Source organism: Bradyrhizobium sp. PSBB068, assembly GCA_016839165.1.
Classification (GTDB): domain Bacteria; phylum Pseudomonadota; class Alphaproteobacteria; order Rhizobiales; family Xanthobacteraceae; genus Bradyrhizobium.
Map to the genome: position 1 here is coordinate 4,776,089 of CP069300.1, position 26,148 is coordinate 4,802,236.

The 26,148-nt window shown below is 64.6% G+C and carries 23 protein-coding genes; 9 read left to right on the forward strand and 14 right to left on the reverse strand.

Features of this window, described 5'->3' with window-relative positions; translation table 11 throughout:
* Positions 1–89 precede the first annotated feature (89 nt).
* Positions 90–884, forward strand: coding sequence for an IclR family transcriptional regulator (locus JQ507_22300; protein QRI67691.1), 795 nt, complete (start codon positions 90–92; stop codon positions 882–884).
* Between the two features lie 525 nt (positions 885–1,409).
* Here the strand turns inward: JQ507_22300 and JQ507_22305 are convergent.
* The 3 genes from JQ507_22305 to JQ507_22315 all read right to left on the reverse strand — a co-directional run bounded on the left by JQ507_22305 (position 1,410) and on the right by JQ507_22315 (position 5,703).
* Positions 1,410–2,837: an adenosylhomocysteinase gene (locus tag JQ507_22305; GenBank protein ID QRI67692.1), complete on the reverse strand. Its 1,428-nt coding sequence runs from the start codon at positions 2,835–2,837 to the stop codon at positions 1,410–1,412.
* A 252-nt stretch (positions 2,838–3,089) separates the two neighbouring features.
* Positions 3,090–4,286 carry a methionine adenosyltransferase gene (locus JQ507_22310; protein QRI67693.1) on the reverse strand — a complete coding sequence of 399 codons (1,197 nt, stop codon included), beginning with the start codon at positions 4,284–4,286 and terminating at the stop codon, positions 3,090–3,092.
* Between the two features lie 61 nt (positions 4,287–4,347).
* Positions 4,348–5,703, reverse strand: coding sequence for a hypothetical protein (locus JQ507_22315; GenBank protein ID QRI67694.1), 1,356 nt, complete (start codon positions 5,701–5,703; stop codon positions 4,348–4,350).
* Between the two features lie 199 nt (positions 5,704–5,902).
* Between JQ507_22315 and JQ507_22320 the strand changes: the two genes are divergently transcribed.
* A complete protein-coding gene (locus JQ507_22320; protein ID QRI67695.1) occupies positions 5,903–7,621 on the forward strand; it encodes a caspase family protein in 1,719 nt (572 codons plus the stop codon).
* Positions 7,622–7,709: 88 nt separating this feature from the next.
* Here JQ507_22320 and JQ507_22325 read toward each other — a convergent pair whose 3' ends face one another.
* The 6 genes from JQ507_22325 to JQ507_22350 all read right to left on the reverse strand — a co-directional run bounded on the left by JQ507_22325 (position 7,710) and on the right by JQ507_22350 (position 13,516).
* Positions 7,710–8,828 carry a cobalamin-independent methionine synthase II family protein gene (locus tag JQ507_22325; protein QRI67696.1) on the reverse strand — a complete coding sequence of 373 codons (1,119 nt, stop codon included), beginning with the start codon at positions 8,826–8,828 and terminating at the stop codon, positions 7,710–7,712.
* A gap of 19 nt (positions 8,829–8,847) precedes the next feature.
* Positions 8,848–9,564 carry an ABC transporter ATP-binding protein gene (locus tag JQ507_22330; protein QRI67697.1) on the reverse strand — a complete coding sequence of 239 codons (717 nt, stop codon included), beginning with the start codon at positions 9,562–9,564 and terminating at the stop codon, positions 8,848–8,850.
* Complete coding sequence (locus JQ507_22335; protein ID QRI67698.1) at positions 9,557–10,309, reverse strand: ABC transporter ATP-binding protein; 753 nt, start codon at positions 10,307–10,309, stop codon at positions 9,557–9,559. The genes JQ507_22330 and JQ507_22335 overlap by 8 nt, the downstream gene beginning before the upstream one ends.
* Positions 10,306–11,337: a branched-chain amino acid ABC transporter permease gene (locus JQ507_22340; protein ID QRI67699.1), complete on the reverse strand. Its 1,032-nt coding sequence runs from the start codon at positions 11,335–11,337 to the stop codon at positions 10,306–10,308. The genes JQ507_22335 and JQ507_22340 overlap by 4 nt, the downstream gene beginning before the upstream one ends.
* Positions 11,338–11,344: 7 nt before the next feature.
* The gene (locus JQ507_22345; protein QRI67700.1) at positions 11,345–12,214 is read right to left on the reverse strand and encodes a branched-chain amino acid ABC transporter permease; all 870 of its coding nucleotides are present in this window, start codon (positions 12,212–12,214) and stop codon (positions 11,345–11,347) included.
* A gap of 123 nt (positions 12,215–12,337) precedes the next feature.
* Complete coding sequence (locus JQ507_22350; GenBank protein QRI67701.1) at positions 12,338–13,516, reverse strand: ABC transporter substrate-binding protein; 1,179 nt, start codon at positions 13,514–13,516, stop codon at positions 12,338–12,340.
* 380 nt (positions 13,517–13,896) lie between these two features.
* Here JQ507_22350 and JQ507_22355 point away from each other — a divergent pair, with 380 nt between their 5' ends.
* Positions 13,897–14,175: a hypothetical protein gene (locus JQ507_22355; GenBank protein QRI73462.1), complete on the forward strand. Its 279-nt coding sequence runs from the start codon at positions 13,897–13,899 to the stop codon at positions 14,173–14,175.
* 195 nt (positions 14,176–14,370) lie between these two features.
* On the opposite strand, the gene purU is transcribed toward JQ507_22355, so the two are convergent.
* Positions 14,371–15,234 (reverse strand): formyltetrahydrofolate deformylase, encoded by an 864-nt coding sequence (gene purU / locus JQ507_22360; protein QRI67702.1) that lies wholly within the window; start codon positions 15,232–15,234, stop codon positions 14,371–14,373.
* A gap of 136 nt (positions 15,235–15,370) precedes the next feature.
* On the opposite strand from purU, the gene JQ507_22365 reads away from it, so the two are divergent.
* The gene (locus JQ507_22365; GenBank protein QRI67703.1) at positions 15,371–16,213 is read left to right on the forward strand and encodes a uroporphyrinogen-III synthase; all 843 of its coding nucleotides are present in this window, start codon (positions 15,371–15,373) and stop codon (positions 16,211–16,213) included.
* Between the two features lie 10 nt (positions 16,214–16,223).
* Here JQ507_22365 and JQ507_22370 read toward each other — a convergent pair whose 3' ends face one another.
* The 3 genes from JQ507_22370 to JQ507_22380 form a co-directional block, all read right to left on the reverse strand.
* On the reverse strand, positions 16,224–17,180 hold the full coding sequence (locus tag JQ507_22370; GenBank protein QRI67704.1) for a GDP-L-fucose synthase: 957 nt from the start codon (positions 17,178–17,180) through the stop codon (positions 16,224–16,226).
* Positions 17,161–18,246, reverse strand: a complete 1,086-nt coding sequence (gene gmd, locus JQ507_22375; protein ID QRI67705.1) for a GDP-mannose 4,6-dehydratase — start codon at positions 18,244–18,246, stop codon at positions 17,161–17,163. The genes JQ507_22370 and gmd overlap by 20 nt, the downstream gene beginning before the upstream one ends.
* 143 nt (positions 18,247–18,389) lie before the next feature.
* Positions 18,390–19,064 carry a Crp/Fnr family transcriptional regulator gene (locus tag JQ507_22380; GenBank protein QRI67706.1) on the reverse strand — a complete coding sequence of 225 codons (675 nt, stop codon included), beginning with the start codon at positions 19,062–19,064 and terminating at the stop codon, positions 18,390–18,392.
* Between the two features lie 387 nt (positions 19,065–19,451).
* Between JQ507_22380 and JQ507_22385 the strand changes: the two genes are divergently transcribed.
* Positions 19,452–20,273, forward strand: a complete 822-nt coding sequence (locus JQ507_22385; protein QRI67707.1) for an ABC transporter ATP-binding protein — start codon at positions 19,452–19,454, stop codon at positions 20,271–20,273.
* On the forward strand, positions 20,270–22,198 hold the full coding sequence (locus JQ507_22390) for a long-chain fatty acid--CoA ligase (GenBank protein QRI67708.1): 1,929 nt from the start codon (positions 20,270–20,272) through the stop codon (positions 22,196–22,198). The genes JQ507_22385 and JQ507_22390 overlap by 4 nt, the downstream gene beginning before the upstream one ends.
* A 62-nt stretch (positions 22,199–22,260) precedes the next feature.
* Here the strand turns inward: JQ507_22390 and JQ507_22395 are convergent, their stop codons facing one another.
* Positions 22,261–22,626, reverse strand: coding sequence for a DUF559 domain-containing protein (locus tag JQ507_22395; GenBank protein QRI67709.1), 366 nt, complete (start codon positions 22,624–22,626; stop codon positions 22,261–22,263).
* A 107-nt stretch (positions 22,627–22,733) separates the two neighbouring features.
* On the opposite strand from JQ507_22395, the gene JQ507_22400 reads away from it, so the two are divergent.
* Genes JQ507_22400 through JQ507_22410 form a run of 3 tightly spaced genes read left to right on the forward strand, consistent with a single transcriptional unit; the run spans position 22,734 to position 26,040 of the window.
* Positions 22,734–23,627 (forward strand): branched-chain amino acid ABC transporter permease, encoded by an 894-nt coding sequence (locus JQ507_22400; GenBank protein ID QRI67710.1) that lies wholly within the window; start codon positions 22,734–22,736, stop codon positions 23,625–23,627.
* A gap of 3 nt (positions 23,628–23,630) precedes the next feature.
* Entirely contained in the window at positions 23,631–24,704 is a 1,074-nt protein-coding gene (locus JQ507_22405; GenBank protein QRI67711.1) for a branched-chain amino acid ABC transporter permease, read from the forward strand.
* Between the two features lie 52 nt (positions 24,705–24,756).
* Positions 24,757–26,040, forward strand: coding sequence for an ABC transporter substrate-binding protein (locus tag JQ507_22410; protein ID QRI67712.1), 1,284 nt, complete (start codon positions 24,757–24,759; stop codon positions 26,038–26,040).
* The last annotated feature ends 108 nt before the right edge of the window (positions 26,041–26,148 follow it).

Sequence of the window (26,148 nt, forward strand, 5' to 3'; positions counted from 1 at the left end):
CAACGCAGCCGTCTCGAAGGGTCGACGGCTCGACTGTGGCCATGCATCCTACGTGCTAAGTGCGGGCGCAGGAAAACGAACGGAGCCACATGACGAGAGAAAGCCGCGGCATACAATCGATCGAGGTCGGCGGAGAATTGCTCCGGGCGCTCGCCCGCAGCGGCGAGCCGATGATGCTGCGCGACCTCGCCCGGGAGGCCGGCATGCCGCCGGCCAAGGCGCATCCCTATCTGGTCAGCTTTTCCCGCATCGGCCTGATCGAGCAGGACGAGAGCACCGGCCGCTACGAGATCGGGGCACTGGCACTCGAGCTCGGCCTGATCAGCCTGCGCCGGCTCTCCGCGGTGCGGATCGCGACGCCCAGGATCGCCGCGCTCGCCGACAGCATCAATCATGCGGTGTCGCTGTCGGTGTGGGGCACCCATGGCGCCACCGTGGTGCGGCTCGAGGAGCCGAGCCATCCCGTGCATATCGCGATGCGCGTCGGATCCGTGGTGGCGCTGCTGGAGACCGCGACCGGCCGCGCCTTCGCCGCCTTCATGCCGCCGAACGCCGTCAAGGCAGCGCTCGACAGCGGCCTCGATCGGCTCGGCGTCGGCTACAATCCGAAACGTGAGCCGATCAACGCAAAGGCCGCCGAGATGCTGGCCGAGGTCCGCAGCCGCGGTCTCGCGCGCGCGATCGGCGATCCCCTGCCCGGCGTCAACGCGTTCGCCGCTCCGGTCTTCGATCATGCCGGCCACGTCGCCGTCGTCATCACCGCGATGGGCCCGGAAGGCACATTCGACGCCGGCTGGGACAGCGCAATCGCAACCGCGCTGCGCGATTGTGCCGGCGATATCTCGCGGCAGCTGGGGCACGGGACGGCGCGGGCATCGGAGTGAGTCTTTCCGTCGTCATTCCGGGGCTCGCGAAGCGAGAGCCCGGAATCCGTCGGACCGCATAACTCTTGGATGAATGGATTCCGGGTTCGTGCTTCGCACGCCCCGCAATGACGCATGGTTCTGTCTATTGCTCCGAGGCCTACGGATACGAAGCCGCGCCCCATTCCACGCTGTCATCGCGCGGCTCGACCGGGCGATCCAGTACGTCGCGGCCTCTCGGCTCAAGCCCAGCCGTCTCTGGAATACTGGATCGCCCGCTTTCGCGGGTGATGACACCGCGTGTTTTATGTTCTGAATCGCGAAACATCCTCGTCGTCGTCCTGGCGAAAGCCAGGACCCATTACCCCAACCGCGCGTTGTTGCGCGACGCTGGGGGCCGAGGTCCCGCTCACGATCGATTGCGATGGTTATGGGTCCTGGCTTTCGCCAGGACGACGAATGGGGAGGCCCGCCGGCAAAACAGCGCAGCAAAAAGCCCCGGACGATGCCGGGGCTCTTCAGTTCATCGATTGCAGTCAGCGCAGCTCAGTAGCGGTAGCGATCCGACTTGTACGGACCTTCCTGCTTGACGCCGATGTAATCGGCCTGGTCCTTGCGCAGCTCGGTCAGCTTGACGCCGATCTTGGCGAGGTGCAGGCGGGCGACCTTCTCGTCGAGCGTCTTCGGCAGCACGTAGACCTTCTTGGCGTACTTGCCGTCCTTGTTGTTGGCCCAGAGTTCGATCTGCGCCAGCGTCTGGTTGGTGAACGAGGCCGACATCACGAAGGACGGATGGCCCATCGCATTGCCGAGGTTCACGAGACGGCCTTCGGACAGCATGATGATGCGGTGCTTGTCGGGGAACTCGATCTCATCGACCTGCGGCTTGATGTTGGTCCACTTCAGATTGCGAAGGCTCGCGATCTGAATCTCGTTGTCGAAGTGGCCGATGTTGCAGACGATGGCGCGATCCTTCATCGCGCGCATGTGCTCGATGGTGATGATGTCCTTGTTGCCGGTGGCGGTGACGAAGATGTCGGCGCGCGGCGCTGCGTCTTCCATGGTCGTGACCTCATAGCCTTCCATCGCCGCCTGCAGCGCGCAGATCGGATCGACTTCGGAGACCATGACGCGGCAGCCGGCCTGGCGCAGCGAGGCGGCCGAGCCCTTACCGACGTCGCCGAAGCCCGCAACCATCGCGACCTTGCCCGACAGCATCACGTCGGTGCCGCGGCGGATGCCGTCGACCAGCGATTCACGGCAGCCATAGAGGTTGTCGAACTTCGACTTGGTGACGCTGTCGTTGACGTTGATCGCCGGGAACAGCAGCGTGCCCTTGTTGGCCATCTCGTACAGGCGATGCACGCCCGTGGTGGTCTCTTCCGAGACGCCCTTGATGTTCTTGGCGATCTCGGCGAAGTAGCCCTTCGGCTTCTCCTTCAGGAGGCGCTTCACGAGCGCGTAGAAGATCTCTTCCTCCTCGGAGGTCGGCTTGTCGAGGAACGCGGTGTCGCCCTGCTCGGCGCGCACGCCGGCATGCACCAGCATGGTGGCGTCGCCGCCGTCATCGAGGATCATGTTGGGCGTGCCGCCGCCGTGCCAGTCGAACAGCTTGGCGGTGTAGTCCCAATACTCGGTCAGCGTCTCGCCCTTGATGGCGAACACCGGAATGCCGGCGGCGGCGATCGCGGCGGCAGCGTGATCCTGGGTCGAGTAGATGTTGCAGGAGACCCAGCGGATGTCGGCGCCGAGCGCGGCCAGCGTCTCGATCAGCACGGCGGTCTGGATCGTCATGTGCAGCGAGCCCGCGATGCGCGCGCCTTTCAGCGGCTGCTTGGGGCCGAACTCCTCGCGGGTGGCCATCAGGCCGGGCATTTCGGTCTCGGCCAGCGAGATTTCCTTGCGGCCGAAATCGGCGAGCGCAATGTCCTTGACGATGTAGTCGGTGAAGCCGGGCTTCGTGGGGGCGTTCATGTCGGTTTCCTAGTGGGTGAATCCAGCGTGTCAGTTACAAAGCGAGCGGAACGCGATGTTGCACGATCATCTCCCTCTCCCCGTTCTTACGGGGAGAGGCATAGGCGGCCTTCGGCCGCCGTCCTTGAAGAACGCCGATGCAGAGCATCGGCTATGGTGAGGGGCTCTACCCGCGCGCTGAGCTCGCGGAGAATCCCCCTCACCCGCCGCTTCGCGGCGACCTCTCCCCGCAGGCGGGGCGAGGTGAGAAAATCAGAGCGCGCGCTTCAGCGGCTCGACGAGATCGGTCTTCTCCCAGGAGAAGCCGCCTTCATTGTCCGGCGTGCGGCCGAAATGGCCGTAGGCCGAGGTGCGCGCGTAGATCGGGCGGTTGAGATCGAGATGGGTGCGGATGCCGCGCGGCGTCAGATCCATTGCCTTGGCGGCCGCCTTCTCGAGCTCGTCCTCCGACACTTTACCGGTGCCGTGGGTGTCGATGTAGATCGACAGCGGACGCGCCACGCCGATCGCGTAGGCGAGCTGCAGCGTGCAGCGGTCGGCAAGACCCGCCGCAACGATGTTCTTGGCGACATAGCGCGCAGCGTAGGCAGCCGAACGGTCGACCTTGGTCGGATCCTTACCGGAGAACGCGCCGCCGCCATGCGGAGCCGCGCCGCCATAGGTGTCGACGATGATCTTGCGACCGGTCAGGCCGGAGTCGCCGTCGGGACCGCCGATGAAGAACTTGCCGGTCGGATTGATGTGCCAGATCGTCTTGTTGCTGATCCACTCCTTCGGCAGCGCCTCGCGCACATACGGCTCGACGATGTCGCGGATCTGCTTCGAGGTGAGGTCCTCGACCAGATGCTGGTGCGAGACCACGATCTCGCGGACGCCGACCGGCTTGCCGTTCTCGTACTGCACGGTGACCTGGCTCTTGGAGTCCGGACCCAGCACCTTCTCCTTGCCGGAGTGGCGCGCTTCCGAGATCAGCCGCAGGATCTTGTGGGCGTAGAAGATCGGCGCCGGCATCAGGTCGGGCGTCTCGTTGGTGGCGTAACCGAACATGATGCCCTGGTCGCCGGCCCCCTCTTCCTTGACCTCGCCCGGCTGCAGCGCATCGACGCCCTGCGCGATATCGGCCGACTGCGGATGCAGCAGTATCTCGATGTCGCAGGTCTTCCAGTGGAAGCCGTCCTGCTCGTAGCCGATGTCCTTGATCGCAGAGCGAACCACGCCCTCGATCTGCTCGTTGGTGACCGAGCTCGGGCCGCGCGTTTCGCCGGCGATCACCACCTTGTTGGTGGTCGCGAGCGTCTCGCACGCCGCGCGGATCTGCCACGGATCGATGCCCGCCTTCGGTCCCTCGCGGTAGAACAGATCGACGATCTCATCCGAGATACGATCGCAGACCTTGTCCGGATGGCCTTCCGAGACCGACTCGCTGGTGAAGAGATAAGACGCGCGCATCAAGCAAACCCCTTGTTTCGTCGATGTCCCGACGTTGGTTGGTGAATATGTCCCCGGAATGTCAGTCTCGCCGTCGCGAGATGACGTAGGATTCGTCGTAAAACCACAGCCCGTTGTGTTTGCGGAGAACTTCGCGCGTGGCCTCGAGAGCTCGTCCGTTTTCGGTCGTTTCGGTCAACCGCTCATCTTCGATCTGCGCGACATACACCGCCGCATTCCACGCAGCAAAGGCCGTCGAGGTTCCGATCGAGCCGGTCACCTCATTAGGCAGCGCCTCCATATCATATCGGAAGATCGAACGGTTATCGGCGTAGGCATTGAAGTTCAGCTCGCGGCCCGCCGAGCCCAACTCGTATTTCACCGCGCGCAGTATCTCATGACGGCTGACGGCGAAAGGATTTTCTCCGGGCCAGACGGCTTGAATGATTTCCAGCCCGGGATCGCCTCCGTGGGAGTGGATTCCTATCAACCGCCCGCCGCCGCGCAGCGCGCGCGCCAGCGGCGCGATGATCCGCTTGGCGCGGAAATTCACCGAGGATTTGGCGCGGTAGGGCTGCGAGGCGATCACGAGATCGAAATTGGCCTCGGCGCGGCCGGCCCGCGGAATAATGGAATCGAGCAGGAAGCGGTGATCGTCCCGGTACAGCACCAGCGCCACCGGCCGCTCGTAGATCGGCATCGCATTGCCTGGGCTGAGATTGGCCCGCCAATTCTGCTCCAGGAACGGGCCGAGTTCCGCGATCTGGGCCTCGAAATCACCCGAGGAGGCGCCGCGCAGGGCCACTTCGTGCCAGATCATGCTGGCGGCCGCTGCGGAGTTCTTGGGCGTCAGCCAGGGCGCCTCGGCGTAATACATGTTGGTGAACACGAACACGCTCGCCGGATGCTCGAACAGCCGGTCCGGCACCTTGTCGAGGGTGAGGCGGACGTCCTCCAGGCTCAGTTCCTTGCCGGCGACATAGAACGGCATATGTGGGAAGCGGCCATGCATGGCACGCAGGACGCGCGCCAGCACCGTGCCGTCGCCCATCCCGGCGTCGAACACCCGCAGCGCCGGCGGTCGGGGGTGGATCGCCGCCAGTTCCAGCGCGACCCGGTCAGCGATCACCCGCTTCTCGCTGCAGGTGTGCACGAACAGCAGGTAGCGCTGGCGGTTCTCGAAGAAGCGGAAATTGCCCCTGGGATCGCGCTTTTCCGGCGGCACCACGAGGCCGCGCGGCGGCGCCACGCCGCCCGGGGTCGAGGTTGCGATGAAGCCGTTGATGCGGTCGAGCGTATCGATGGTGATCCGCTTGCCCTCGCGCAGCCGGTGCACCAGCTTGCCGTCATTGACGGCACGGCGGCCGAACGTCGTCTCCGCCATGTCGGAGCGCCGGCAGAAATCCGTGATCTGGCTGAGGATTTCGTCGTTCTTCATGAAGCCTGGAGCGGGCCGCGGCGAGTGGGACAAAAGTGGGCAGAGATTGTGTGTGGCGACGTCTTACCACCATTTTCCCACCAGTTGAACCCCCTCCACGGCCCAATCACCAAACAGTCATGGATTGCCCCCTGGATCGCCCTTTGGACCGCCTCGCCGTCGTCGATCATCTTGACGGCTCACCCCGCTGGGATAACCGATGCGCCGCCTGCTCCTGATCCCCTGCCTGCTTGCTGCCATGCTGTCGGCGGCGCCCTGTGTCGCACAGACGCACGCCCAGCTCGGCCCGCTCTGTACGACCGACACAACGCCCGCCGATCAGATGATCGACGCCTGTACCAAGATCATCGCGTTGAAGGTGTTTTCCGGTGAGAAGCTCGCGACCATTCATTTCTGGCGTGCGGTCGGCTGGAACAAGAAGGGCAACTACGCGCAGGTGATTGCGGACGCGACCGAGGCGTTGCGCCTCAAGTCCAGCACTGCCGTCTACAATCTGCGCGGCTCGGCCTATTACGACAAGGGCGAGTACGACATCGCGATCGCCGACTTCAACGACGCGCTGCGCCTGGGGCCGAGCGGCATCATCTTCCACAACCGCGGCAACGCCTATCGCAGCAAGGGCGACTACGCCAGGGCGATCACCGACTATGATGCCGCGATCAAGGCCGATCCGAGCTCGGCGTTCTCCTATCAGAACCGCGGCGCCTCGAAGCAGGCGCTCGGCGATCTCGACGGCGCGCTCGCCGACATCAACGAGGCTGTCAGAATCGATCCATCACTGCCGCAGCCGCTGATCCGCCGCGCCGTGATCTGGCGCGCCAAGGGCGACATCGCGCGCGCGATCGCGGACACGACGGAAGCGATCCGGCTCGCGAAGGCGAAGGCGCCGGCCAACATCATGACGCCGCCCGGCAGCGTGCTGATCTCGGCCTATACCCAGCGCGGTCTCGCCTACGAGGCGAAGGGCGACGCTGCGCATGCCAAGGACGACTACGCCGCCGCGCTCGAGGGCGTCGCCTCCGACGCCGGCAGCAAGGCCAACCAGGCCACCGCGAAGGTGCGGCTCGCGCTGCTCAAGGAGGCCGACGCGGCACCGCGCAAGACCGCAGCAGCGCCTGCCGCCGAGAGCAGCCCCGCGCCCGCACCGCCGGCGCCGGCCGCGGCAGTTCCGGCAGCCCGCGTGCAGGCCGCAGCGACCGGGCGGCGCGTCGCACTCGTGATCGGCAACGGCGCCTATGCGCATGTGAAAGCGCTGCCCAATCCGCCCAACGATGCGCGCGCCATCGCCAGGAGCCTGCGCGATATCGGCTTCACCGTCTCGGAGGGTCTCGATCTCGATCGCGACGCGATGCAGAGGACGATCCATGACTTCCTGCGCGAGGCGACGCGGTCGCAGATCGCCGTGGTCTACTATGCCGGCCATGGCGTGCAGGTCGACGGCCGCAACTACCTCGTGCCGGTCGATATCGAGTTCAAGGCGGGTGCACGCATGACCGACGCGATGGTCGATATGGATACGATCATGGCCGGTCTCGACGATCAGATCCGCACCAACATCCTGATCCTCGATGCCTGCCGCAACAATCCGATGGCGCCGCAGGTGGCATCCGCAGGCCCAAGCCGCGGCATCGAGGCCGGCTCCGGTCTTGCCGCGCCCACCTCGCTCGGATCAGGCTCGACGCTCGGCGCCGGCACGCTGATCGCGTACGCGACCGCGCCGGGCCAGGTCGCGCTCGACGGCGAGGGCGCCAACAGCCCGTTCTCGACGGCGCTGTCGCGCCATGTCGGCACGCCCGGCCTCGAGGTGCAGCAGATGCTGACGCGGGTCCGAGCCGAGGTCGTCGCCGCGACCAAGGGCAAGCAGGTGCCGTGGTCGAACTCCTCGCTGCTCGGCGAGGTCTATCTGGGGGAGCAGTGAAGCCACCCTCCCCCGAAGCGACGAAGCAATCCATTCTGTCCTCGCGGGGACGTGGATCGCTTCGCTCGCAATGACGACCGAGTTGATGCTATTTGCCCCACACCTCGTTCGCGACCTCGACGGCCAGCCGCAGCTTCGCCCACTGCTCTTCCTCGGACAGGATGTTGCCCTCCTCAGTCGAGGCGAAGCCGCATTGCGGGGACACCGCGAGCTGCTCGATCGGGGCGAACTTCGCCGCCTCCTCCAGCCGCCGCTTGATGTCGTCCTTCTTCTCGAGCTCGCCGAACTTCGAGGTGATGACGCCGACCACGACGACCTTGTTGCCCTTGGGCAGGAAGCGCAGCGGCTCGAAGCCGCCGGCGCGGTCGGAATCATATTCGAGGAAGTAGCCGTCGTAGTTGGTACCGGCCAGCATGGTCTCGGCCACCGGCTCGTAGCCGCCGGAGGAAATCCAGGTCGAGCGGAAATTGCCGCGGCAGACATGCGTCGTGATCACCATGTCGGACGGCCGATCGGCGATCGCATAGTTGATGACACGGGCGTAGATCTCCTGCAGTCCATCCGGATTGTCGCCACGGTCGCGCGACTTCTGCAATTCCTCCGGCGAGCATAGATAGGCCCACACCGTGTCGTCGAATTGCAGGTAGCGGCAACCGGCGTCGTAGAACGCCTTCACCGCCTTGCGATAGGTCTTGCCGAGGTCCTGATAGAACTCCTCGAGATCGGGATAGACCTCCTTCGAGATCAGCTTGCGGCCGCCGCGAAAGTGCAGCACCGCGGGTGACGGGATCGTCATCTTCGCCGTGACATGCGCCTGGTCGGCATACTTCTTCAGGAACCCGAAGTGATCGAGCATCGGATGCTGATCGGAGAAATCCAGCTTGCCAATCACGCGGATGGCATCGTGCCGGGTCTGTACGCCGGCGAACTGGATGCCCATGTCGGGGTGGAACAGCTCGCAGCCGGTCAGATGGCTGAGGAAGTCGAAGTGCCACCAGGAGCGGCGGAACTCGCCGTCGGTCGCGAGTTTGAGGCCGACCGAGGCCTGCTTGTGCACGACCTTCTCGATCTCCATGTCCTCGACCTTGCGCAACTCGTCGGCCGAGATCTCGCCCTTCTCCAGCCTGGCGCGGGCTTCCTTGATCTTCGGCGGCCGCAACAGGCTGCCGACCTCGTCGGCGCGGAACGGAGGCTTGGTTCGCTGCATGGTGAACTCCCTGAGGTCGTCAGTGTTTCTTGGTCGCGGCAACGCCGAGATGGCGCTCGAGGACGGAGCGATCAGCCTTCAGCGCGCTGCTTGCGGCGTCGTGCACGATCATGCCGCGTTCCAATATCACAACGCGGTCGGCGAGCCCCAGAATCTTTTGCGCGTTCTGCTCCACGATGATCGAGCAGATGCCGCCGGAGCGCGTGATGGTTCCGATCGCCTTTAACAATTCCTCAACGATGATCGGCGCCAACCCCTCGGTCGGCTCGTCGAGCAGCAGCACCTTCGGGTTCAAGGTCAGCGCGCGGCCGATCGCCAGCATCTGCTGCTCGCCGCCGGACAGCTGGTTGCCGAAATTGCTGCGCCGCTCCTTCAGCCGCGGAAACATCTCGTACACCCGCGCGACCGTCCACGGCCCTCGCTGCGCCACCGCGGTCATGTTCTCTTCCACCGTCAGCGAACGGAAGATGTTGCGCTCCTGCGGTACCCAGCCGATCCCGGCGCGGGCGCGCTGATCGGGCCGCAGTGCCGTGATGTCGAGGCCTGCGAGCGCGACGCTGCCGCCGAAACGGCGGGTGATCCCGACGATCGAGTTGATCAGCGTGGTCTTGCCGGTGCCGTTGCGGCCGAGCAGCGCAAGCACCTGGCCGTCGGCCAGCGCGAGCGACATGTCGGGCAGCACCACCGCCTCGCCGTATCCGGCGCGCAGGCCCTGGATGGAGAGCAGATCAGGCATCGGCGGCCTCGCCGAGATAGACCGCCCTCACCTGCGGATCGCGCGCGACCTCGTCGGGCGTACCCTGGGTGAGCAGGCCGCCATTGACCAGGACCGAGATGCGGTCGGCGAACGAGAACACGAGGTCCATGTCGTGCTCGATCAGCAGCACGGTGACGTCGCGCGGCAATGCCACGACCGCCGCCAGGATATCTTGCCGCTCGCTCTCGGGGACACCGGCCGCCGGCTCGTCGAGCAGCAGCACCCGCGGCTTGGCAGCAATCGCGACCGCGATCTCGAGCAGGCGCTGCTTGCCGTAGGGCAATGTCGAGGTGAGCTCGGTCATGACGTCGAGCAGATGGAAGCGCGACAATATCTCGGCGATCTCGGCGTTGACGTCATCGCGCGTTCCCATCCGCCGCCACCAGTCGCCGCCGCGGCCCATTCGTTCGGAGACCGCAAGCCCGATGGTCTCGAGCGGGGTCAGGTCGGGATAGAGCTGGTTGATCTGGAACGTGCGCGACAGCCCGCGCAGAACCCGCTTGTGCACGGAGAGGCCGGTGATGTCGCTGCCTTCGAGCAGGATGCGGCCGCTGTTCGGCGTCAGCACGCCGGTGAGCTGGTTGATGACGGTGGTCTTGCCGGCGCCGTTCGGCCCGATCAACGCGTGGCGGGCGCCCTGCATCACCTTCAGCGAGAGATCGCGGGTGACGCGAAGACCGCCAAAGGACTTTTCGAGATTGCGGGTTTCCAGCGCGATCGTCATGACGCCTCGTTCTCCGGCACGGCGACGGCGGCCTTGCGACCGGCGAATTGACGGATGATCAGGTTCGGCACGAACAGCACCCAGCGGTGGATCCGTGCGCGGCCGACCATCACGATCACGACCAGCACGAGGCCGATCCAGAACAGCCAGTATTGCGGGGTGAGGCTCTGAAACAGCTCCTGCAGCATCTTGAACACGACGGCGCCGATCAGGCCGCCATAGAGATAGCCGGTACCGCCGATCACGAGCACCAGCATCAGGTCGGCGGAGCGCTCGAAAGAAAATACGTCGAGCGAGGCGAGCGCCGTGGTCTGCGTGAACAGCGCGCCGGCGACCCCGGCATAGAACGCGGCCAGCGTGTAGACAGCGATCAGGCGGCGGTTGACCGGTATGCCGATCGCAGCCGCGCGCAGCGGATTGTTCCTGATCGCACGCAGCGACAGGCCGAACGGCGAATGCACCACGCGGCGGGCCAGCAGGAACAGGATGAACAGCACGATCAGCGAGTAGAACAACCCGGTCTTGCCGAACATGTCGAAGGCGAACAGCCCGAGGATCGGCTGCATCTCGATGCCCTGCAGGCCATCGGTGCCGCCGGTGATATCAGAGAAGCGCTCAGCGAGCGCTTCCAGCAATAGCGCTATGCCAAGCGTCACCATCAGCCGGGTCAGATCGACGCCGCGGATGACCAGGAAACTGGTCAGGAAGCCGAGCACCGCCGCAACGAGGCCGGCGGCGACCAGCGCGATGACGGGCTCGCTGATGATGCCGTGCAACGCCAGCAATCCGGCCGAATAGGCGCCGACGCCGAAGAATGCGGCATGGCCGAGCGAGACGATGCCGGCATAGCCGAGGATCAGGTCGAGCGACAGCGCGAACAGGCCGAGCCGCACGATGTCGGTCATGATCAGGTAGCGCGACGGGAACAGGAACGCGCAGGCGAGCGCGAGCCCCCAGAACGCGACCTCGCTGACCCGCCAGCGCGCGCCGGCCATCGCGTGAGAGGAGACGTCGGATAGCGCGGTCATCTCAGCCTCACCGCGCCGCGGTGCGGCCGAACAGGCCGTTCGGGCGCCAGAGCAGGATCACGATCATGACCGTATAGATCACGAAGGGGCCGACCTTGGGCACATAATATTTGCCGGCGACGTCGGCGATGCCGAGCAGCAGCGATGCGAGGAATGGTCCGGTGATCGAGGAGGAGCCACCGACCGTCACCACGATCAGGAAGTAGATCATGAATTTCAGCGGGAAATATGGATCGAGCCCGAGGATCTCCGCACTCAGCGCGCCGCCGAGGCCGGCGAGGCCACAGCCGAAGGCAAAGGTGAACGCAAACACCTGCGGCACGTTGATGCCGAGACCGATCGCGGCGCGCGGATCGTCGACCGCGGCGCGCAGACGGCTGCCGAACCGCGTCTTGGCAAGGATCAGCTGCAGCGCCAGCGTGAGCAGGCCGCAGATCACGACGATCATCAGCCGATAACGTCCGATGCCGACGCCGAACAGATCGATCTGGCCCTCCAGCGCCGCGGGCAATTTGATGAAGACCCGCGACGATCCCATGATGTAGTCGACCGCGGCGACCGACATGAACACCAGACCGATCGAGAACAGCACCTGATCGAGATGGCTGCGGCTGTAGAGATGGCGGTACAGCGTGCGCTCCAGCGCGATGCCGATCAGGGCACTGCCGACAAAGGCGAGCGGCAGCGCGGCGAAAAACGGCCAGCCGGAATTGTTCACCAGCACGGCGCAGATATAGCCGCCGGCCATGGCGAAGGCGCCATGCGCGAGGTTGACGAAGTTCATCAGCCCGAGCGTCACCGCAAGCCCGCAGGCCAGCACGAACAGCAGCATGCCGTAAGCGACGCCATCGAACAAATTGGTGAGGATAGAGGCCATGAATTCAGACAAAGCCCGATGTAAGGGGCAGCGCGCCGGCGCTGGTCCCGGAATCTCATTTCAAAAACTTCGAGATCCCGGGTTCGCGCTAAGGCGCGCCCCGGGATGACGCGCTTTCGCGCGTCACTTCTTGGTCTTGCCGGAATCCTTGACGGCCTCGAAGGTCGCGAACTCGACGTTGTAGAGCTCGCCGTCGACCTTCTCGACCTTGCGGATGTAGATGTTCTGCACGATGTCGCGGGTTTCCGGATCGATCGAGATCGGACCGCGCGGGCTCTCCCACTTCATGCCCTTCATGGCCTCGATCAGCTTGTCGCCGTTCGTATCGCCACCCGTCTTCTTCAGCGCCTCGTAGATCAGATGAATGCCGTCATAGCCGCTGACCGCCATGAAGCCCGGGCGACTGCCGAACGCCTTCCTGTAGGCGGCAACGAAGTCCTTGTTCATCTGGGACGGATGCGCCGCCGAATAGAGATGCGCGGTCACCGCGCCGAGCGCGGCATCGCCCATGTTGTTGAGCAGATCGTCGTCCATGACGTCGCCAGGGCCGATCACCTTGATGCCGCTCTTGTCGAGCCCGCGCTCGGCATATTGCTTCATGAAGTTGCCGCCCTGCCCGGCCGGCACGAACACGAACATCGCGTCAGGCTTGGAATCCTTCATCCGCTGCAGGAACGGCGCGAAGTCGGGGTTGGCGAGCGGGACCTTGACCTCTTCCACGATCTCGCCGCCGCCGGCGGTGAAGTGCTGCTTGAAGAAGGTCAGCGCGTCGTTGCCCGGCGCGTAGTCGGAGGTCAGCGTCGCGACCTTCTTGATGCCGTTCTTGACCGCCCAGTCGCCGATGATCGTGGAGGACTGCGCCAGCGTGAAGCTGGTGCGCACGATATAGGGCGAGCGTTCGGTGATGATCGAGGTGCCGGCCGCCATCACGACTTCCGGGATCTTGGCTTGCGTTGCCAGCGGCGCCGCGGCCAGCGCCGCGGGCGTCACGCCGAAGCCGGCGATGAAGCTGACCTTGTCGTTGACGATCAATTCCTGCGCGAGCCGCTTGGTGTTGTCGGGCACCGCGGCGTCATCCTTCAGGATGATCTCGATCTTCTTGCCGGCGACGGTGTCGCCCTTCTGCTGCATGTAAAGCTTGATCGCATTATCGATCTGCTTGCCGGTCGAAGCCTGGCCGCCGGTCATGGGCAGGATCAGGCCGATCTTGACGGCATCGTCCGCCCGCGCCGCCACGGCGCACAATCCGGGAAGCGCGGCCGCAGCAGCGCCCCACAACAACATCTTGCGACGATTGAACATCGACATCCCTCCCCCTTCCATTCTTCTGCATCGAGCCGAGTCCCCGGCCCTTGCCTCAACCTTAGCCCCAGCATGTCACAGCCAAGCCGCAGCCCGACAAGGCGTCTCCAAGCGCCCCATTGTCAATCGGACGATGGACGGGTGTCGCGCGTGGAGTGATCAGCCCAGCCATAGCTACAAGTATCAGGATACCAGAATCGCTCCCCGAAACTCAACGCCCCAACGAGAACCGATCTCGCCCGCTTGGATGGGCCGCGATCTCGCTTCATTTGTACGGTCGTACAAATCAATCGCCATTGTCAACAAACAAGCACAATTGCAGCCGAACGGTCGCGCCCAAGATCATCTTCCATAAAGATCAGGGCTGTATGCTGCCGCCAATGCCAAACTTCACACGCCACATCCCTGTCCTGACTGCCCTCGCGCTCGCGGCCTGCGCGCTCGCGGGGTGCGGCACCGTGAACCAAAAAGTTTCGGCGGGAATGGCCGACTACATTCCGGCCTGGGCCGGCGGCCTGCCCGCCGACGCGCCGCCGCGGCCGGGCACCCCGGAATATGACAAGTTCATGCAGGAACGGGAGCGCAAGCGCCTTATGCCGGCGGCCGAGCGCGGCGATGATCCCAAGGCGGCGGCGACAACGCAGAGCGCTGCCCACTGAGCGTCGGCCTAATCGAGAGCATCCTCGCGCAGCATTTCGCCGCGGTAGCCGAACTCCACCATGTAGACGGTGACGTGGTGGGGACGCCGGCAACCGAGCCGCTCAGCACCATGTGGCAATGGCCGAAGAAGATGTGCCGGATCTGCTCCGGTGCTTCGCGATGATCGATCGGAACGCGGCATCATGAAACGCGGATCAGTCCACGAACACCACGGTCTTGCGCCCGTTGAGGATGACGCGGTCGGCGAGGTGGTAGCGGATCGCGCGGGCCAACACGCGGCGCTCGATGTCGCGGCCCTTGCGCACGAGATCCTCGGGCGTGTCGCGATGGCTGATGCGCTCGACGTCCTGATCGATGATCGGCCCTTCGTCGAGATCGCTGGTGACGTAATGCGCGGTGGCGCCGATCAGCTTGACGCCGCGCTCATGAGCCTGGTGATAGGGCTTGGCGCCCTTGAAGCCAGGCAGGAAGGAATGATGGATGTTGATGCAGCGGCCCGACAGCCGCGCCGACATCTCGTCGGACAGGATCTGCATGTAGCGGGCCAGCACCACGAGGTCGGTCTTGGTATCCTGGGCCAGCTTCCACACCGCGTCTTCCTGCTGCCGCTTGGTGTCTTTCGTCACCGGAAGATGATGGAACGGGATATCGCCGAAATCGAGCGAGCCATAGGTCTCGCGCGGATGGTTGGAGACAACAGCGGTCGGGATCATCTCGAGCTCGCCGGTGCGCCAGCGATAGAGGATGTCGACCAGGCAGTGATCGGACTTCGAGACCAGCAGCATCACCCGGCGCCGGCTGGCGCGGTCGCGCATCTGCCATTCCATGCCGAAACGTTCGGCGATCGCGGCAAAACCGGTCTGCAGCGCCGGCAGCCCGACCGCCAGGTCGGCTGCGGTGAACACCACGCGCATGAAGAACTTGTCGGTCTCGGTGTCGTTGAACTGCTGGGCATCCAGGATGTTCTGGCCGTTATGCGCTAGAAAAGTCGAGACCGCGGAGACGATCCCCGGACGATCCGGACAGGACAGGGTCAGAACGAATTGATGGTCGGGCATGCCAATTGACCAAAGCTTGAGCAGTTGCGTGGAAGGATCATTTTCGGGCCCCGTCTATCACCGCAGGCGGCCTTGCGCCAATCCCGGTGCGGGGGTCAAATCGAACAAATGACGACAATGTTTGTTAGGGACCATCATGGCTGACCGGCTGAACGGCTACCGCATCCTGATCCTCGAGACGCGCGAGGAGGCACAGTTTTCCCGCCTGCTCGCCGAGCAGGGCGCCGATGTGCTGCAATGCCCGATGTTCACCATCCACGACGCGCCGGACCCGGCGCCGATCGAGGCCTGGATCCGCCGCGCCATCGAACGACCGCTCGACGACCTCGTGCTGATGACCGGCGAGGGCCTGCGTCGCCTGATGAAGGTCGTGCGCCGGATCGACGTCGAGGCGGAGTTTGTCGGCAGCCTCGGCAAGGCCCGCAAATTCGCCCGCGGCCCCAAGCCCGGCCGCGCGCTGCGCGAGATCGGCCTGGAGCCGCAAATGACGACCGAGAAGCCGACCTCGGAAGGCGTCGCCGAGATGCTGGCGAAGCTCGACCTGAGCGGCCATCGGCTCGGCCTGCAACTCTATCCGGACAAGGATCACGCCACCCTGATCGCCGCGATCAACGCGCAGGGCGCGGAGGTCGATACGGTGCTGCCCTACGTCTATGACGCGCAGGCCGCCGACGCCAACATCGTGACCGCGATCGAGCAGATGGCGCAGGGCCGCATCGACGCCATCGCGCTGACGAGCTCCGGTCAGGTTCGGCGTCTCATGGAGGTCGCACAGGCGCACCGGTGTGAGGCGCAATTGCGCGACGGCCTGGAGCGCACGCCGATCGCCTCCGTCGGGCCCGTGGTCTCGAATGAGTTGAAGACGTACGGCCTATCCACCGACATCTACCCGGCGAACGATGCGTTCTTCATGAAGCCGCTGATCTCGGCGATGGCGACTGCGCTGTCGAAAGCGCCGCCCCGCACGGCGGCGACGTAGCAGTTCGGCGTTATTCCGCCGCCTGCTTGGTCTCGCTCAGATAGGCCTGGTACGCGAGCTTGATGCCATCCTCGAGCGGGGTGGTGGCGCGCCAGCCGAGCTTGGCGAGCCTGTTGACGTCGAGCAGCTTGCGCGGCGTACCGTCGGGGCGCGAGCTGTCGAAGCTGATCTCGCCGCGGTAGCCGACGGTGGCCGCAACGACGCGGGCGAATTCGGCGATCGTGATGTCCTCGCCGGTGCCGATATTGACCAGTTCCGGCGAGGAATAGGTCTTCATCAGATGGATGCAGGCGTCGGCGAGATCGTCGACATAGAGGAATTCACGGCGCGGCGTGCCGGTGCCCCACACCACGACATCGGCGGCGCCCGAGACCTTGGCCTCGTGGAAGCGGCGGATCAGCGCCGCGACGACGTGGCTGTATTCGGGATGATAATTGTCGCCCGGACCGTAGAGGTTGGTCGGCATCACGCTGATGAAATCGGCGCCATACTGGCTGCGATAGGCTTCGGCCATCTTGATGCCGGCGATCTTGGCGATGGCGTAGGGCTCGTTGGTCGGCTCCAGCGGGCCGGTCAGCATCGAATCCTCGCGCAACGGCTGCGGCGCGAGGCGCGGATAGATGCAGGACGAGCCGAAGAACATCAGCTTCTCGCAGCCATTGGCATGCGCCGCCTGGATCACATTGGTCGAGATCGCCAGATTGTCGTAGAGGAATTCGGCCCGCAGCGTGTTGTTGGCGACGATGCCGCCGACCTTGGCAGCAGCAAGGAACACGGCCTGCGGCCGCTTCGCGGCGAACCAGGCATTCACTGCGGCCTGGTCGCGCAGATCGACCTCGCTACGCGAGACGGTCAGAAGATCGGCGTCTTCGCGCGCCAGTCGGCGCATCAACGCCGAGCCGACCATGCCGCGATGGCCGGCAACGAAGACCGTCTTGCCCTTCAGTTCAAACGCCGTGCTTGCCATGAGCCGCATCCTGCCTGGCCTCGACGAGATCGCTGGCCACCATTTCCTTCACCAGTTGCGCGAACGGCGTCTTGGGCGCCCAGCCGAGTTTGGCGCGCGCCTTGCTGGCGTCGCCGATCAGAAGATCCACCTCGGTCGGGCGGAAATAGGTCGGGTCGATCTGCACCAGCGTCTTGCCCGATGCCTTGTCGACACCGATCTCCTCGACGCCCTTGCCGCGCCATTCGATGCTGCGGCCGACTTCGGTGAACGCCAGCTCGACGAACTCGCGCACCGACCGCGTCTCGCCGGTCGCGAGCACGAAATCGCCGGGCTCATCCGCCTGCAGGATCTTGTGCATGCCCTCGACATAGTCGCGGGCGTGGCCCCAGTCGCGCTTGGCATCGAGATTGCCGAGATAGAGCTTGTTCTCGAGGCCGACTTCGATGCGGGCGACGGCGCGGGTGATCTTGCGCGTCACGAAGGTCTCGCCGCGGATCGGGCTCTCATGGTTGAACAGGATGCCGTTGCTGGCGAACATGCCGTAGGCCTCGCGGTAGTTCACCGTGATCCAGTAGCCGTACAGCTTGGCGACGCCGTAGGGCGAACGCGGATAAAACGGCGTGGTCTCCTTCTGCGGCACCTCCTGCACGAGCCCGTACAGCTCCGAGGTCGAGGCCTGGTAGAACCGGGTCTCCTTCTCCATGCCGAGGATGCGGATCGCCTCCAGCAGGCGCAGCACGCCGATGGCGTCGGCATTGGCGGTGTATTCCGGGCTCTCGAAACTGACCTGGACGTGGCTCTGGGCGGCGAGGTTGTAGATCTCGGTCGGCCGGATCTGCTGCATCAGCCGGATCAGATTGGTCGAATCGGTCATGTCGCCGTAGTGCATCAGGAACGGCACGTTGCCGGCATGCGGGTCCTGGTAGAGATGGTCGACGCGCGCGGTATTGAACGAGGACGAGCGGCGCTTGATCCCGTGCACGGTGTAGCCGAGGCCGAGCAGATATTCGGCGAGATAGGCGCCGTCCTGCCCGGTGACGCCGGTGATCAGCGCAACGCGCCGCTTTGAGTCCTGAGCCGTCATATCATCTCCAGAGAGCGCGAGGCCGCGCGATCCCGACGAGGCCGGTCTGTAGCACCCGGCCACCTCCAAGTCTAATGGCATAATCGTTTGGAATCAGGGCCTTAAAGCTTTGAAAACCCGATTCAAAGCGGTCTGGGGCCGGCTCACTCGCCGTAGTGGCGCAGCCGGTCGAGCTCGATGATCGTGACCCCGCCATATTCGAGCCGCAGCAGCCCCTCGCGCTCGAGCCGCTTCAGGCACTGGTTGGCGTTCTGCCGGGAGATTCCCGACAGCGCCCCGATCTCCTCCTGGGTGATTTCAAGGTGCAGGGTAAGCTCGGGATAGAGAATCGGATTGAACAGCGAGGCGATCGAGCGCGCCAGCCGTGCGGTCGCATCCAGCGTGCGGCCATATTCGAGCAGCGCGATGAACTGGCCGAGCCGCTCGTTGAGCTGTCCAACCAGGAAGCGGTTGAAGCCGACGCTGTTCTCGAACAACCAGACGAAGGTCCGGCGATCCATCATCGCGAGGCGCGTATCGCGCAGCGCGACCACGTCGTAGCGCCGCAGCTCGTTCTTGAGCACAGTGCCCTCGCCGAACCACGCGCCCGCCGTGAGGCCCGCGAAGCTCGCGGCCTTGCCGCCGCGCGAGACGATGCCCATCCGCGCCAGCCCGGTAACGATGCCGGTCCAGTACTGGAAATTGTCGCCGCGCATGAAGATGAATTCGTTGGCGCGGTACGACTTCTCGGAGATGCCGGCGCGCGCGATCTCGATCTCTTGCTCGGTCAGTTCGCGCGACCAGGCCGCGATGCGCTTCAGGTAATCAGCAGCAATCATTCTAGCGACGGCATCCCACCCAAGATATTGCACCGCAGCAACGCCGTGCACGAAGCCAGGGACCCGAGGCCTGGAATGCCAGCGAAAATTCCTGACCAAATGTCGGGCACATGACAATTCAACCTATCGCTTTCTCGTATTCAGAGCCACCTCGCGTAACGCCGCGTGCAGCGCTTCGATGGATCGCTGAAGGCGGACGACGCGCGAGCGGGCTTGCAGGCGGGTGCGGCGTTACCGCGCATGACGCAGGCGATCGGGGCGAGCGATGCTCCCGGACGCCGGCATCATTAGTCGGATGGTTTCCTTCGGCGGCCCATGTAAGATCGAACCGAGCTCGAAACGAAAGATAAAGAGCGCGCCAAAGCGCCCGTATCTGGAGGGAACAGGGTGGCCAACAGTCTCGAGGTGCGCGGAGTCTCATTGCGCTTTGGCGGCGTCCGCGCGCTGACCGATGTGAGCTTCAGCGTCAACGAGGGCGAGCTGTTCTCCATCATCGGCCCGAACGGCGCCGGCAAGACCTCGATCGTCAACTGCATCTCCGGCCGCTACCGGCCGACCGAAGGCCAGCTGTTCTACCGCGGCCAGGACATCACCGGCCTCACCCCGAACGCGCGGCCCCGTCTCGGCATCGGCCGGACTTTTCAGAATCTCGCGCTGTTCCACCACATGAGCGTGCTCGACAACATCATGGTCGGCCGCCATCACCTCCTGAAGAACAACTTCATCACGGGCTCGCTGTACTGGCTGACCGGTGCGCGCCGCGAGGAGCTGGAACACCGCCGCAAGGTCGAGGAGATCATCGACTTCCTCGATCTGCAGTCGGTGCGCAAGGCGACCGCCGGCACCCTGCCCTACGGCCTGCGCAAGCGCGTCGAGCTCGCCCGCGCGATGGCGCTGGAGCCGCAGCTGATCCTGCTCGACGAGCCGATGGCCGGCATGAACTTCGAAGAGAAGGAAGACATGGCGCGCTACATCGTCGATCTCAACGAAGAGTTCGGCATGACTGTGATGATGATCGAGCACGACATGGGCGTCGTGATGGACATCTCCCACCGCGTCATGGTGCTCGACTTCGGCCGCAAGATCGCTGAGGGCGATCCGGCGACCGTGCTCGCCGATCCCCACGTCAAGCGCGCCTATCTCGGCGAAGAGGACGAGGTGCTGGTCGACCCCGACGACAAGCCGGCAGTGCGGGAGAGCGCGGCATGATGGATTATGCCGGTCGCGCCGCGCAGGCCGACACCTTTCCCAAGATGCTGCGCCTGAACGCCAGGGAGCACGGCGGCGAGATCGCGCTGCGCGAGAAGGATCTCGGGCTGTGGCGCGAATTCACCTGGAACGACTATCAGACCCGTACCCACGACTTCGCGCTCGGCATGGTCGAGCTCGGCCTCGGCCGCGACGACGTGATCGGCATCATCGGCGACAACCGGCCAGACTGGGTCGCCGCCGAGATCGCGACCCACGCGATCGGCGCGATGAGCCTCGGCCTCTACCGCGACGTGCTGGACGAGGAAGCCGCCTATCTCCTGACCTATGGCGAGGCCAAGCTCGTCTTCGCCGAGGACGAGGAACAGGTCGACAAGCTGCTCGGCCTTGCCGATCGGGTGCCCAATCTCAGGCACATCATCTATTCCGATCCGCGCGGCATGCGCAAATACGACGATCCGAGGCTGATGGAGGCGAGCAAGCTCGTTGGGCTGGGCCGCGACCGCGCCGCGCGCGAGCCTGATCTGTACGACCGGCTGGTCGATGCCACTGATGGCGACGACGTCGCAATCCTCTGCACGACCTCAGGCACGACGGCCAATCCGAAGCTCGCGATGCTCTCGGCCGGGCGCGTGCTGCGGCATTGCGCGACCTATCTTTCCTTCGATCCGAAGGGGCCGGAGGACGAATACGTCTCGGTGCTGCCGCTGCCGTGGATCATGGAACAGATCTATGCGCTCGGCAAAGCGCTGCTCTCCCGGATGAAGGTCAACTTCGTCGAAGAGCCCGACACCATGATGCACGATTTCCGCGAGATCGCGCCGACCTTTGTGCTGTTCGCACCGCGGGTCTGGGAATCGATCGCAGCCGACGTCCGCGCCGGCGTGATGGACGCCTCGCCGTTCAAGCAGCGGCTCTACGAGCTCGGCATGAAGACCGGGCTCGCGGCGCTCGCGGAGGGCAAGCGCTCTGTCTTCGCCGACCAGATCCTGTTCCGCGCGCTGCGCGACCGGCTCGGCTTCACCCGGCTGCGCTCGGCGGCAACCGGCGGCGCGGCGCTCGGGCCGGACACCTTCAAGTTCTTCCAGGCGATGGGCGTGCCGCTGCGCACACTGTACGGCCAGACCGAGCTGCTCGGCGCCTACACGCTGCATCCCGAAGGCAAGGTCGATCCCGACACGACCGGCGTACCGATGGCCGACAACATCGAGATCCGCATCGACAATGCCGACGTCAACGGCGTCGGCGAGATCGTGGTGCGGCACCCGAACATGTTCCACGGCTACTACAAGAACCCCGAAGCCTCGGTCGCCGACATCAAGGACGGCTGGATGCATTCGGGCGACGCCGGCTACTACAACGACAACCGGCAGCTCGTCGTGATCGACCGCATCAAGGATCTCGCCGAGACCTCGCGCGGCGAACGGTTCTCTCCGCAATACATCGAGAACAAGCTGAAGTTCTCGCCCTATGTCGCAGAAGCCGTCGTGCTCGGCGCCGGCCGCGACGCACTGGCCGCGATGATCTGCATCCGCTACTCGATCATCTCGAAATGGGCGGAGAAGAACCGCCTCTCCTTCACGACCTACACCGACCTGTCGTCGCGGCCGGAAGTCTACGCGCTGCTGAAGAAAGAGGTCGAGACCGTCAACGCTACCCTGCCGCCGGCGCAGCGCATCTCACGCTTCCTGCTGCTGTACAAGGAGCTCGATGCCGACGATGGCGAGCTGACCCGGACCCGAAAGGTCCGGCGCAGCGTCATCAACGAGAAATACGCCGACATCATCGAGGCGATCTACCGCGGCAAGGCCAACATTCCCGTCGACACCGTGATCCGTTTCCAGGACGGCACGACGCAACGCGTCCGCACCACGTTGCAGGTGGTCGATCTCGGCCGTGCTGCGATCGCGGAGGCCGCGGAATGACTGTGTCCGCGTCATACACAGACCTTCACCTCGCCCCGCTTGCGGGGAGAGGTCGGATCGCGTCAGCGATCCGGGTGAGGGGGAGCCTCCGCAAGCGCGGTGAGAATGGTTTCAAGAACACCAGCCAAATTGCCGGAGATCTCGTTGTTCCAGAAGCGCAAGACCCGGTATTTGTGATCGATGAGCCATTTGTCGCGAACGGCGTCGGTCTGACTGTTGGCGTGTTGTCCACCATCCACCTCGATCACGAGGCGATGTTCGCGGCAGATAAAATCGACCGTGTAAGGCCCTATCGGCTCCTGTCTGACGAACTTGTAACCATTCAGCCTGCGACCGCGGAGCCGGTACCAGAGCGCTCCTTCCGCATCCGTCGACGCGCTTCGCAGATTCCTCGCGCGTTCGGTTTTAGACTCTCTAGCACCGCGCATGCGGAGACTCCCCCTCACCCGCCGCACTCCCGACGATGCTTCGCATCGACGGCAGCGCGCCGGCCTCTCCCCGCAAGCGGGGAGAGGCGAAGATAGCACGGTACCCCATGAACACCCAGTTCCTGATCCAGCTGATCGTCAACGGCCTCGTGGTCGGCACGCTCTATGGCGTGGTCGCGATGTCGTTCGTGCTGATCTACAAGGCGACCCAGGTCGTGAACTTCGCGCAAGGCGAGCTGCTGCTGGTCGGCGCCTGGGTATGCTGGGCGCTGCTGACCAAGTACCAGCTGCCGTTCTGGATCGGTATGCCGATCACGCTGGTGTTCATGTTCATCTTCGGCATCGCGATCCAGGTCGTGATCCTGCGCCCGATGATCGGCGAGCCGATCATCTCGGTGATCATGGTGACGATCGGCCTGTCGACCGTGTTCCAAGCCGCGCTGAAGTGGATCTTCGGCGTCAACCCGCAGCCGTTTCCGCAGATATTCCAGAGCCAGTCGATCAGCCTGTTCGGGCTGCAGATCCAGACCGTCTATGTGATGAGCCTCGTGGTCTCGCTCGCCATGATGGTCGGCATGGCCTGGTTCTTCCGCGCCTCCAAATACGGCCTGGCGATGCGCGCCACCGCCTTCAACCAGCAGGTCGCGCAGTCGCTCGGCATCTCCGTGAAGAGCGTGTTCGCGATGGCCTGGGCGATCTCGGCCACCGTCTCGGCGGTCGCCGGCGTCGTGGTTGCCGTGGTCAACGGCGTGTCGTCCGGCCTCTCCGCCTACGGCATCAAGGTCTTTCCGGCCGCGATCCTCGGCGGCCTCGACTCGGTCGGCGGCGCCGTGCTCGGCGGCATCATCATCGGGCTCTTGGAAAACGTCGCGCAGTATGTCGACAGCGAGTATCTGCACTGGGGCAATCTCTACGAGATCGCGCCGTTCTACGTCCTGATCATCATCCTGATGATCAAGCCGTACGGCCTGTTCGGCACCAAGGACATTGAGCGGGTCTGATCCATGGCGACAAGTACACTCATTCCGTCCGGCGATTTCCGCACCAGCTATGCGGCCGACACCACGATCTTCCCGACCGCGACCAGCCGCAATTTCGCGATTGCCGGCATCGTGCTCGCCTGCTTCGCGCCGATGCTGCTGTCCAACTACCTGCTCTCGATCGCGATCCAGATCGGCATCTTCGCGATCGCTGCGCTCGGCCTCAACGTCCTGGTCGGCTTCACCGGCCAGATCTCGATCGGCCACGCCGCGTTCTTCCTGTTCGGCGCCTTCACCTCGGCCTACATCTCCAACAACCTGCCGATCCCGGTGTTCTTCGCGATTCCGCTTGCCGGCGTGGTGACGGCGCTGGTCGGCCTGATCTTCGGTGTGCCGGCGGCTCGGCTGAAGGGGCTCTATCTCGTCATCGCGACGCTCGCCGCGCAGTACATCCTGCTCGATTTCTTCTCGCGCGCCGACTGGTTCTCGGGCGGCTCGGTGCCGGCCAGCGCCAACCCGTTCTCGATCTTCGGCTACACGCTGCGCGGCGACCGGCAATATTTCTACGTCGTGCTCGCCTACATGGTGCTCAGCTATCTTCTCGTCACCAACCTGATGCGCACCCGCGACGGCCGTGCGCTGGTCGCGATCCGCGATCACTATCTGTCCGCCGAGATCATGGGCATCAACCTGACCAAGTACCGGACGCTGTCGTTCGGACTTGCCGCGTTCTTTGCCGGCATCGCCGGCGCGCTGTACGCGCATTATCAGCTGGTGGTCTCGCAGGAGGGCTTTGGCATCGAGCGCTCGGTGCTGTTCCTCGCGATGGTCATCATCGGCGGCACCGGCTCGGTGATGGGTACGCTGATGGGCACCGCCTTCGTGGTGCTGCTGCCGGAATCGATGGAATGGCTGAGCGCGTGGCTGAAGGGCGGCGCCATCGACAAGGCGCTGCAGCTCAACAACAACATCACGTTCCTGCGCGAGATCGCGATCGGCCTGATCATCATCGGATTTTTGATGTTCGAGCCTGACGGCCTCGCGCACCGCTGGCGGCAGATCAAGGCCTACTGGAAGCTTTACCCGTTCTCGCACTGACGTATCGAGCAACTCAAAATTCGGTTCAACGAATAAGCAGGAGGAAACAAAAATGACGATTAGATCCCTTTTGAGCTCGGTCTCTCTCGCGCTGCTGATCGGCAGCGCCGCCGGCACCGCGCAGGCGCAGATCGCCATCGGCCATCTGCAGGACCTCTCGGGCGGCACTTCCGACGTCGGCACGCCCTATGGCCAGGGCGTCGCCGACACCTTCGCCTGGGTCAACAAGAACGGCGGCGTCGGCGGCAAGCAGCTCAGCGTCGACAGCAACGACTATGGCTACCAGGTGCCGCGCGCGATCGCGCTGTACAAGAAATGGTCGGCGCCGGACGGCAAGGTCGCAGCAATCATGGGCTGGGGCACCGCGGACACCGAGGCGCTGACCGGCTTCCTCGCGCAGGACAAGATCCCCGATTTGTCGGGCTCGTATGCCGCCGCGCTGACCGATCCCGAAGGCACCAGCGGCAAGGCCAAGCCGGCGCCGTACAATTTCTTCTACGGCCCGAGCTACTCGGACGCGCTGCGCGCCGAATTGACCTGGGCGGCCGAGGACTGGAAGGCCAAGGGCAAGCCGGGCAAGCCCAAATTCGTCCACATGGGCGCCAACCACCCCTATCCGAACGCGCCGAAGGCCGCCGGCGAGGCGCTCGCAACCGAGCTCGGCTTCGAAGTGCTGCCGCCGCTGGTGTTCGCGCTGTCGCCCGGCGACTATTCGGCGCAGTGCCTCAGCCTGAAGAGCTCCGGCGCCAATTACGCCTATCTCGGCAACACCGCAGCCTCCAACATCTCGGTCATGAAGGCCTGCAAGACCGCCGGCGTCGACGTCCAGTTCCTGAGCAACGTCTGGGGCATGGATGAGAACGCCGCCAAGACCGCGGGCGATGCCGCCGACGGCGTGATCTTCCCGCTGCGCACGGCGGTCGGCTGGGGCGGCAACGCGCCGGGCATGAAGACGGTGATGGAAATCTCGAAGATGTCCGACCCGTCGGGCAAGGTCTATCGCCCGGTGCACTACATCGCCGCGGTGTGCAGCGCGCTCTACATGAAGGAAGCGCTGGACTGGGCCGCCAAGAACGGCGGCGCCACCGGCGAGAACGTCGCCAAGGGCTTCTACCAGAAGAAGGACTGGGTGCCGGCCGGGATGGACGGCGTCTGCAATCCCTCGAACTGGACCGAGAAGGATCATCGCCCGACGACCAAGGTCGATCTCTATCGCGCCAAGGTTTCCGGCGCGACCGACGGCGACATCAACGACCTGATGGGCAAGGGCACGATCAAGCTCGAGAAAGTGAAGACCGTCGAGCTGCCGCGCAAGCCGGAATGGTTCGGCTGGTGAGGATCGTGAGGCTGCCGCGAGCGCAGCCTCGACAACAATCGTCATCCCCCGCGAAAGCGGGGGATTCAGTTCGCCGCGCTCTCACGATGTGATCGCCGGCGTCTCTGG

What these genes read in the sequence shown, in the direction of transcription:
- JQ507_22300 (QRI67691.1), top strand. Translation starts at nt 90, where the DNA reads ATGACGAGAGAAAGCCGCGGCATACAATCGATCGAGGTCGGCGGAGAA.
- JQ507_22305 (QRI67692.1), bottom strand. Translation starts at nt 2,837, where the DNA reads ATGAACGCCCCCACGAAGCCCGGCTTCACCGACTACATCGTCAAGGAC.
- JQ507_22310 (QRI67693.1), bottom strand. Translation starts at nt 4,286, where the DNA reads ATGCGCGCGTCTTATCTCTTCACCAGCGAGTCGGTCTCGGAAGGCCAT.
- JQ507_22315 (QRI67694.1), bottom strand. Translation starts at nt 5,703, where the DNA reads ATGAAGAACGACGAAATCCTCAGCCAGATCACGGATTTCTGCCGGCGC.
- JQ507_22320 (QRI67695.1), top strand. Translation starts at nt 5,903, where the DNA reads ATGCGCCGCCTGCTCCTGATCCCCTGCCTGCTTGCTGCCATGCTGTCG.
- JQ507_22325 (QRI67696.1), bottom strand. Translation starts at nt 8,828, where the DNA reads ATGCAGCGAACCAAGCCTCCGTTCCGCGCCGACGAGGTCGGCAGCCTG.
- JQ507_22330 (QRI67697.1), bottom strand. Translation starts at nt 9,564, where the DNA reads ATGCCTGATCTGCTCTCCATCCAGGGCCTGCGCGCCGGATACGGCGAG.
- JQ507_22335 (QRI67698.1), bottom strand. Translation starts at nt 10,309, where the DNA reads ATGACGATCGCGCTGGAAACCCGCAATCTCGAAAAGTCCTTTGGCGGT.
- JQ507_22340 (QRI67699.1), bottom strand. Translation starts at nt 11,337, where the DNA reads ATGACCGCGCTATCCGACGTCTCCTCTCACGCGATGGCCGGCGCGCGC.
- JQ507_22345 (QRI67700.1), bottom strand. Translation starts at nt 12,214, where the DNA reads ATGGCCTCTATCCTCACCAATTTGTTCGATGGCGTCGCTTACGGCATG.
- JQ507_22350 (QRI67701.1), bottom strand. Translation starts at nt 13,516, where the DNA reads ATGTTCAATCGTCGCAAGATGTTGTTGTGGGGCGCTGCTGCGGCCGCG.
- JQ507_22355 (QRI73462.1), top strand. Translation starts at nt 13,897, where the DNA reads ATGCCAAACTTCACACGCCACATCCCTGTCCTGACTGCCCTCGCGCTC.
- purU (QRI67702.1), bottom strand. Translation starts at nt 15,234, where the DNA reads ATGCCCGACCATCAATTCGTTCTGACCCTGTCCTGTCCGGATCGTCCG.
- JQ507_22365 (QRI67703.1), top strand. Translation starts at nt 15,371, where the DNA reads ATGGCTGACCGGCTGAACGGCTACCGCATCCTGATCCTCGAGACGCGC.
- JQ507_22370 (QRI67704.1), bottom strand. Translation starts at nt 17,180, where the DNA reads ATGGCAAGCACGGCGTTTGAACTGAAGGGCAAGACGGTCTTCGTTGCC.
- gmd (QRI67705.1), bottom strand. Translation starts at nt 18,246, where the DNA reads ATGACGGCTCAGGACTCAAAGCGGCGCGTTGCGCTGATCACCGGCGTC.
- JQ507_22380 (QRI67706.1), bottom strand. Translation starts at nt 19,064, where the DNA reads ATGATTGCTGCTGATTACCTGAAGCGCATCGCGGCCTGGTCGCGCGAA.
- JQ507_22390 (QRI67708.1), top strand. Translation starts at nt 20,270, where the DNA reads ATGATGGATTATGCCGGTCGCGCCGCGCAGGCCGACACCTTTCCCAAG.
- JQ507_22395 (QRI67709.1), bottom strand. Translation starts at nt 22,626, where the DNA reads ATGCGCGGTGCTAGAGAGTCTAAAACCGAACGCGCGAGGAATCTGCGA.
- JQ507_22400 (QRI67710.1), top strand. Translation starts at nt 22,734, where the DNA reads ATGAACACCCAGTTCCTGATCCAGCTGATCGTCAACGGCCTCGTGGTC.
- JQ507_22405 (QRI67711.1), top strand. Translation starts at nt 23,631, where the DNA reads ATGGCGACAAGTACACTCATTCCGTCCGGCGATTTCCGCACCAGCTAT.
- JQ507_22410 (QRI67712.1), top strand. Translation starts at nt 24,757, where the DNA reads ATGACGATTAGATCCCTTTTGAGCTCGGTCTCTCTCGCGCTGCTGATC.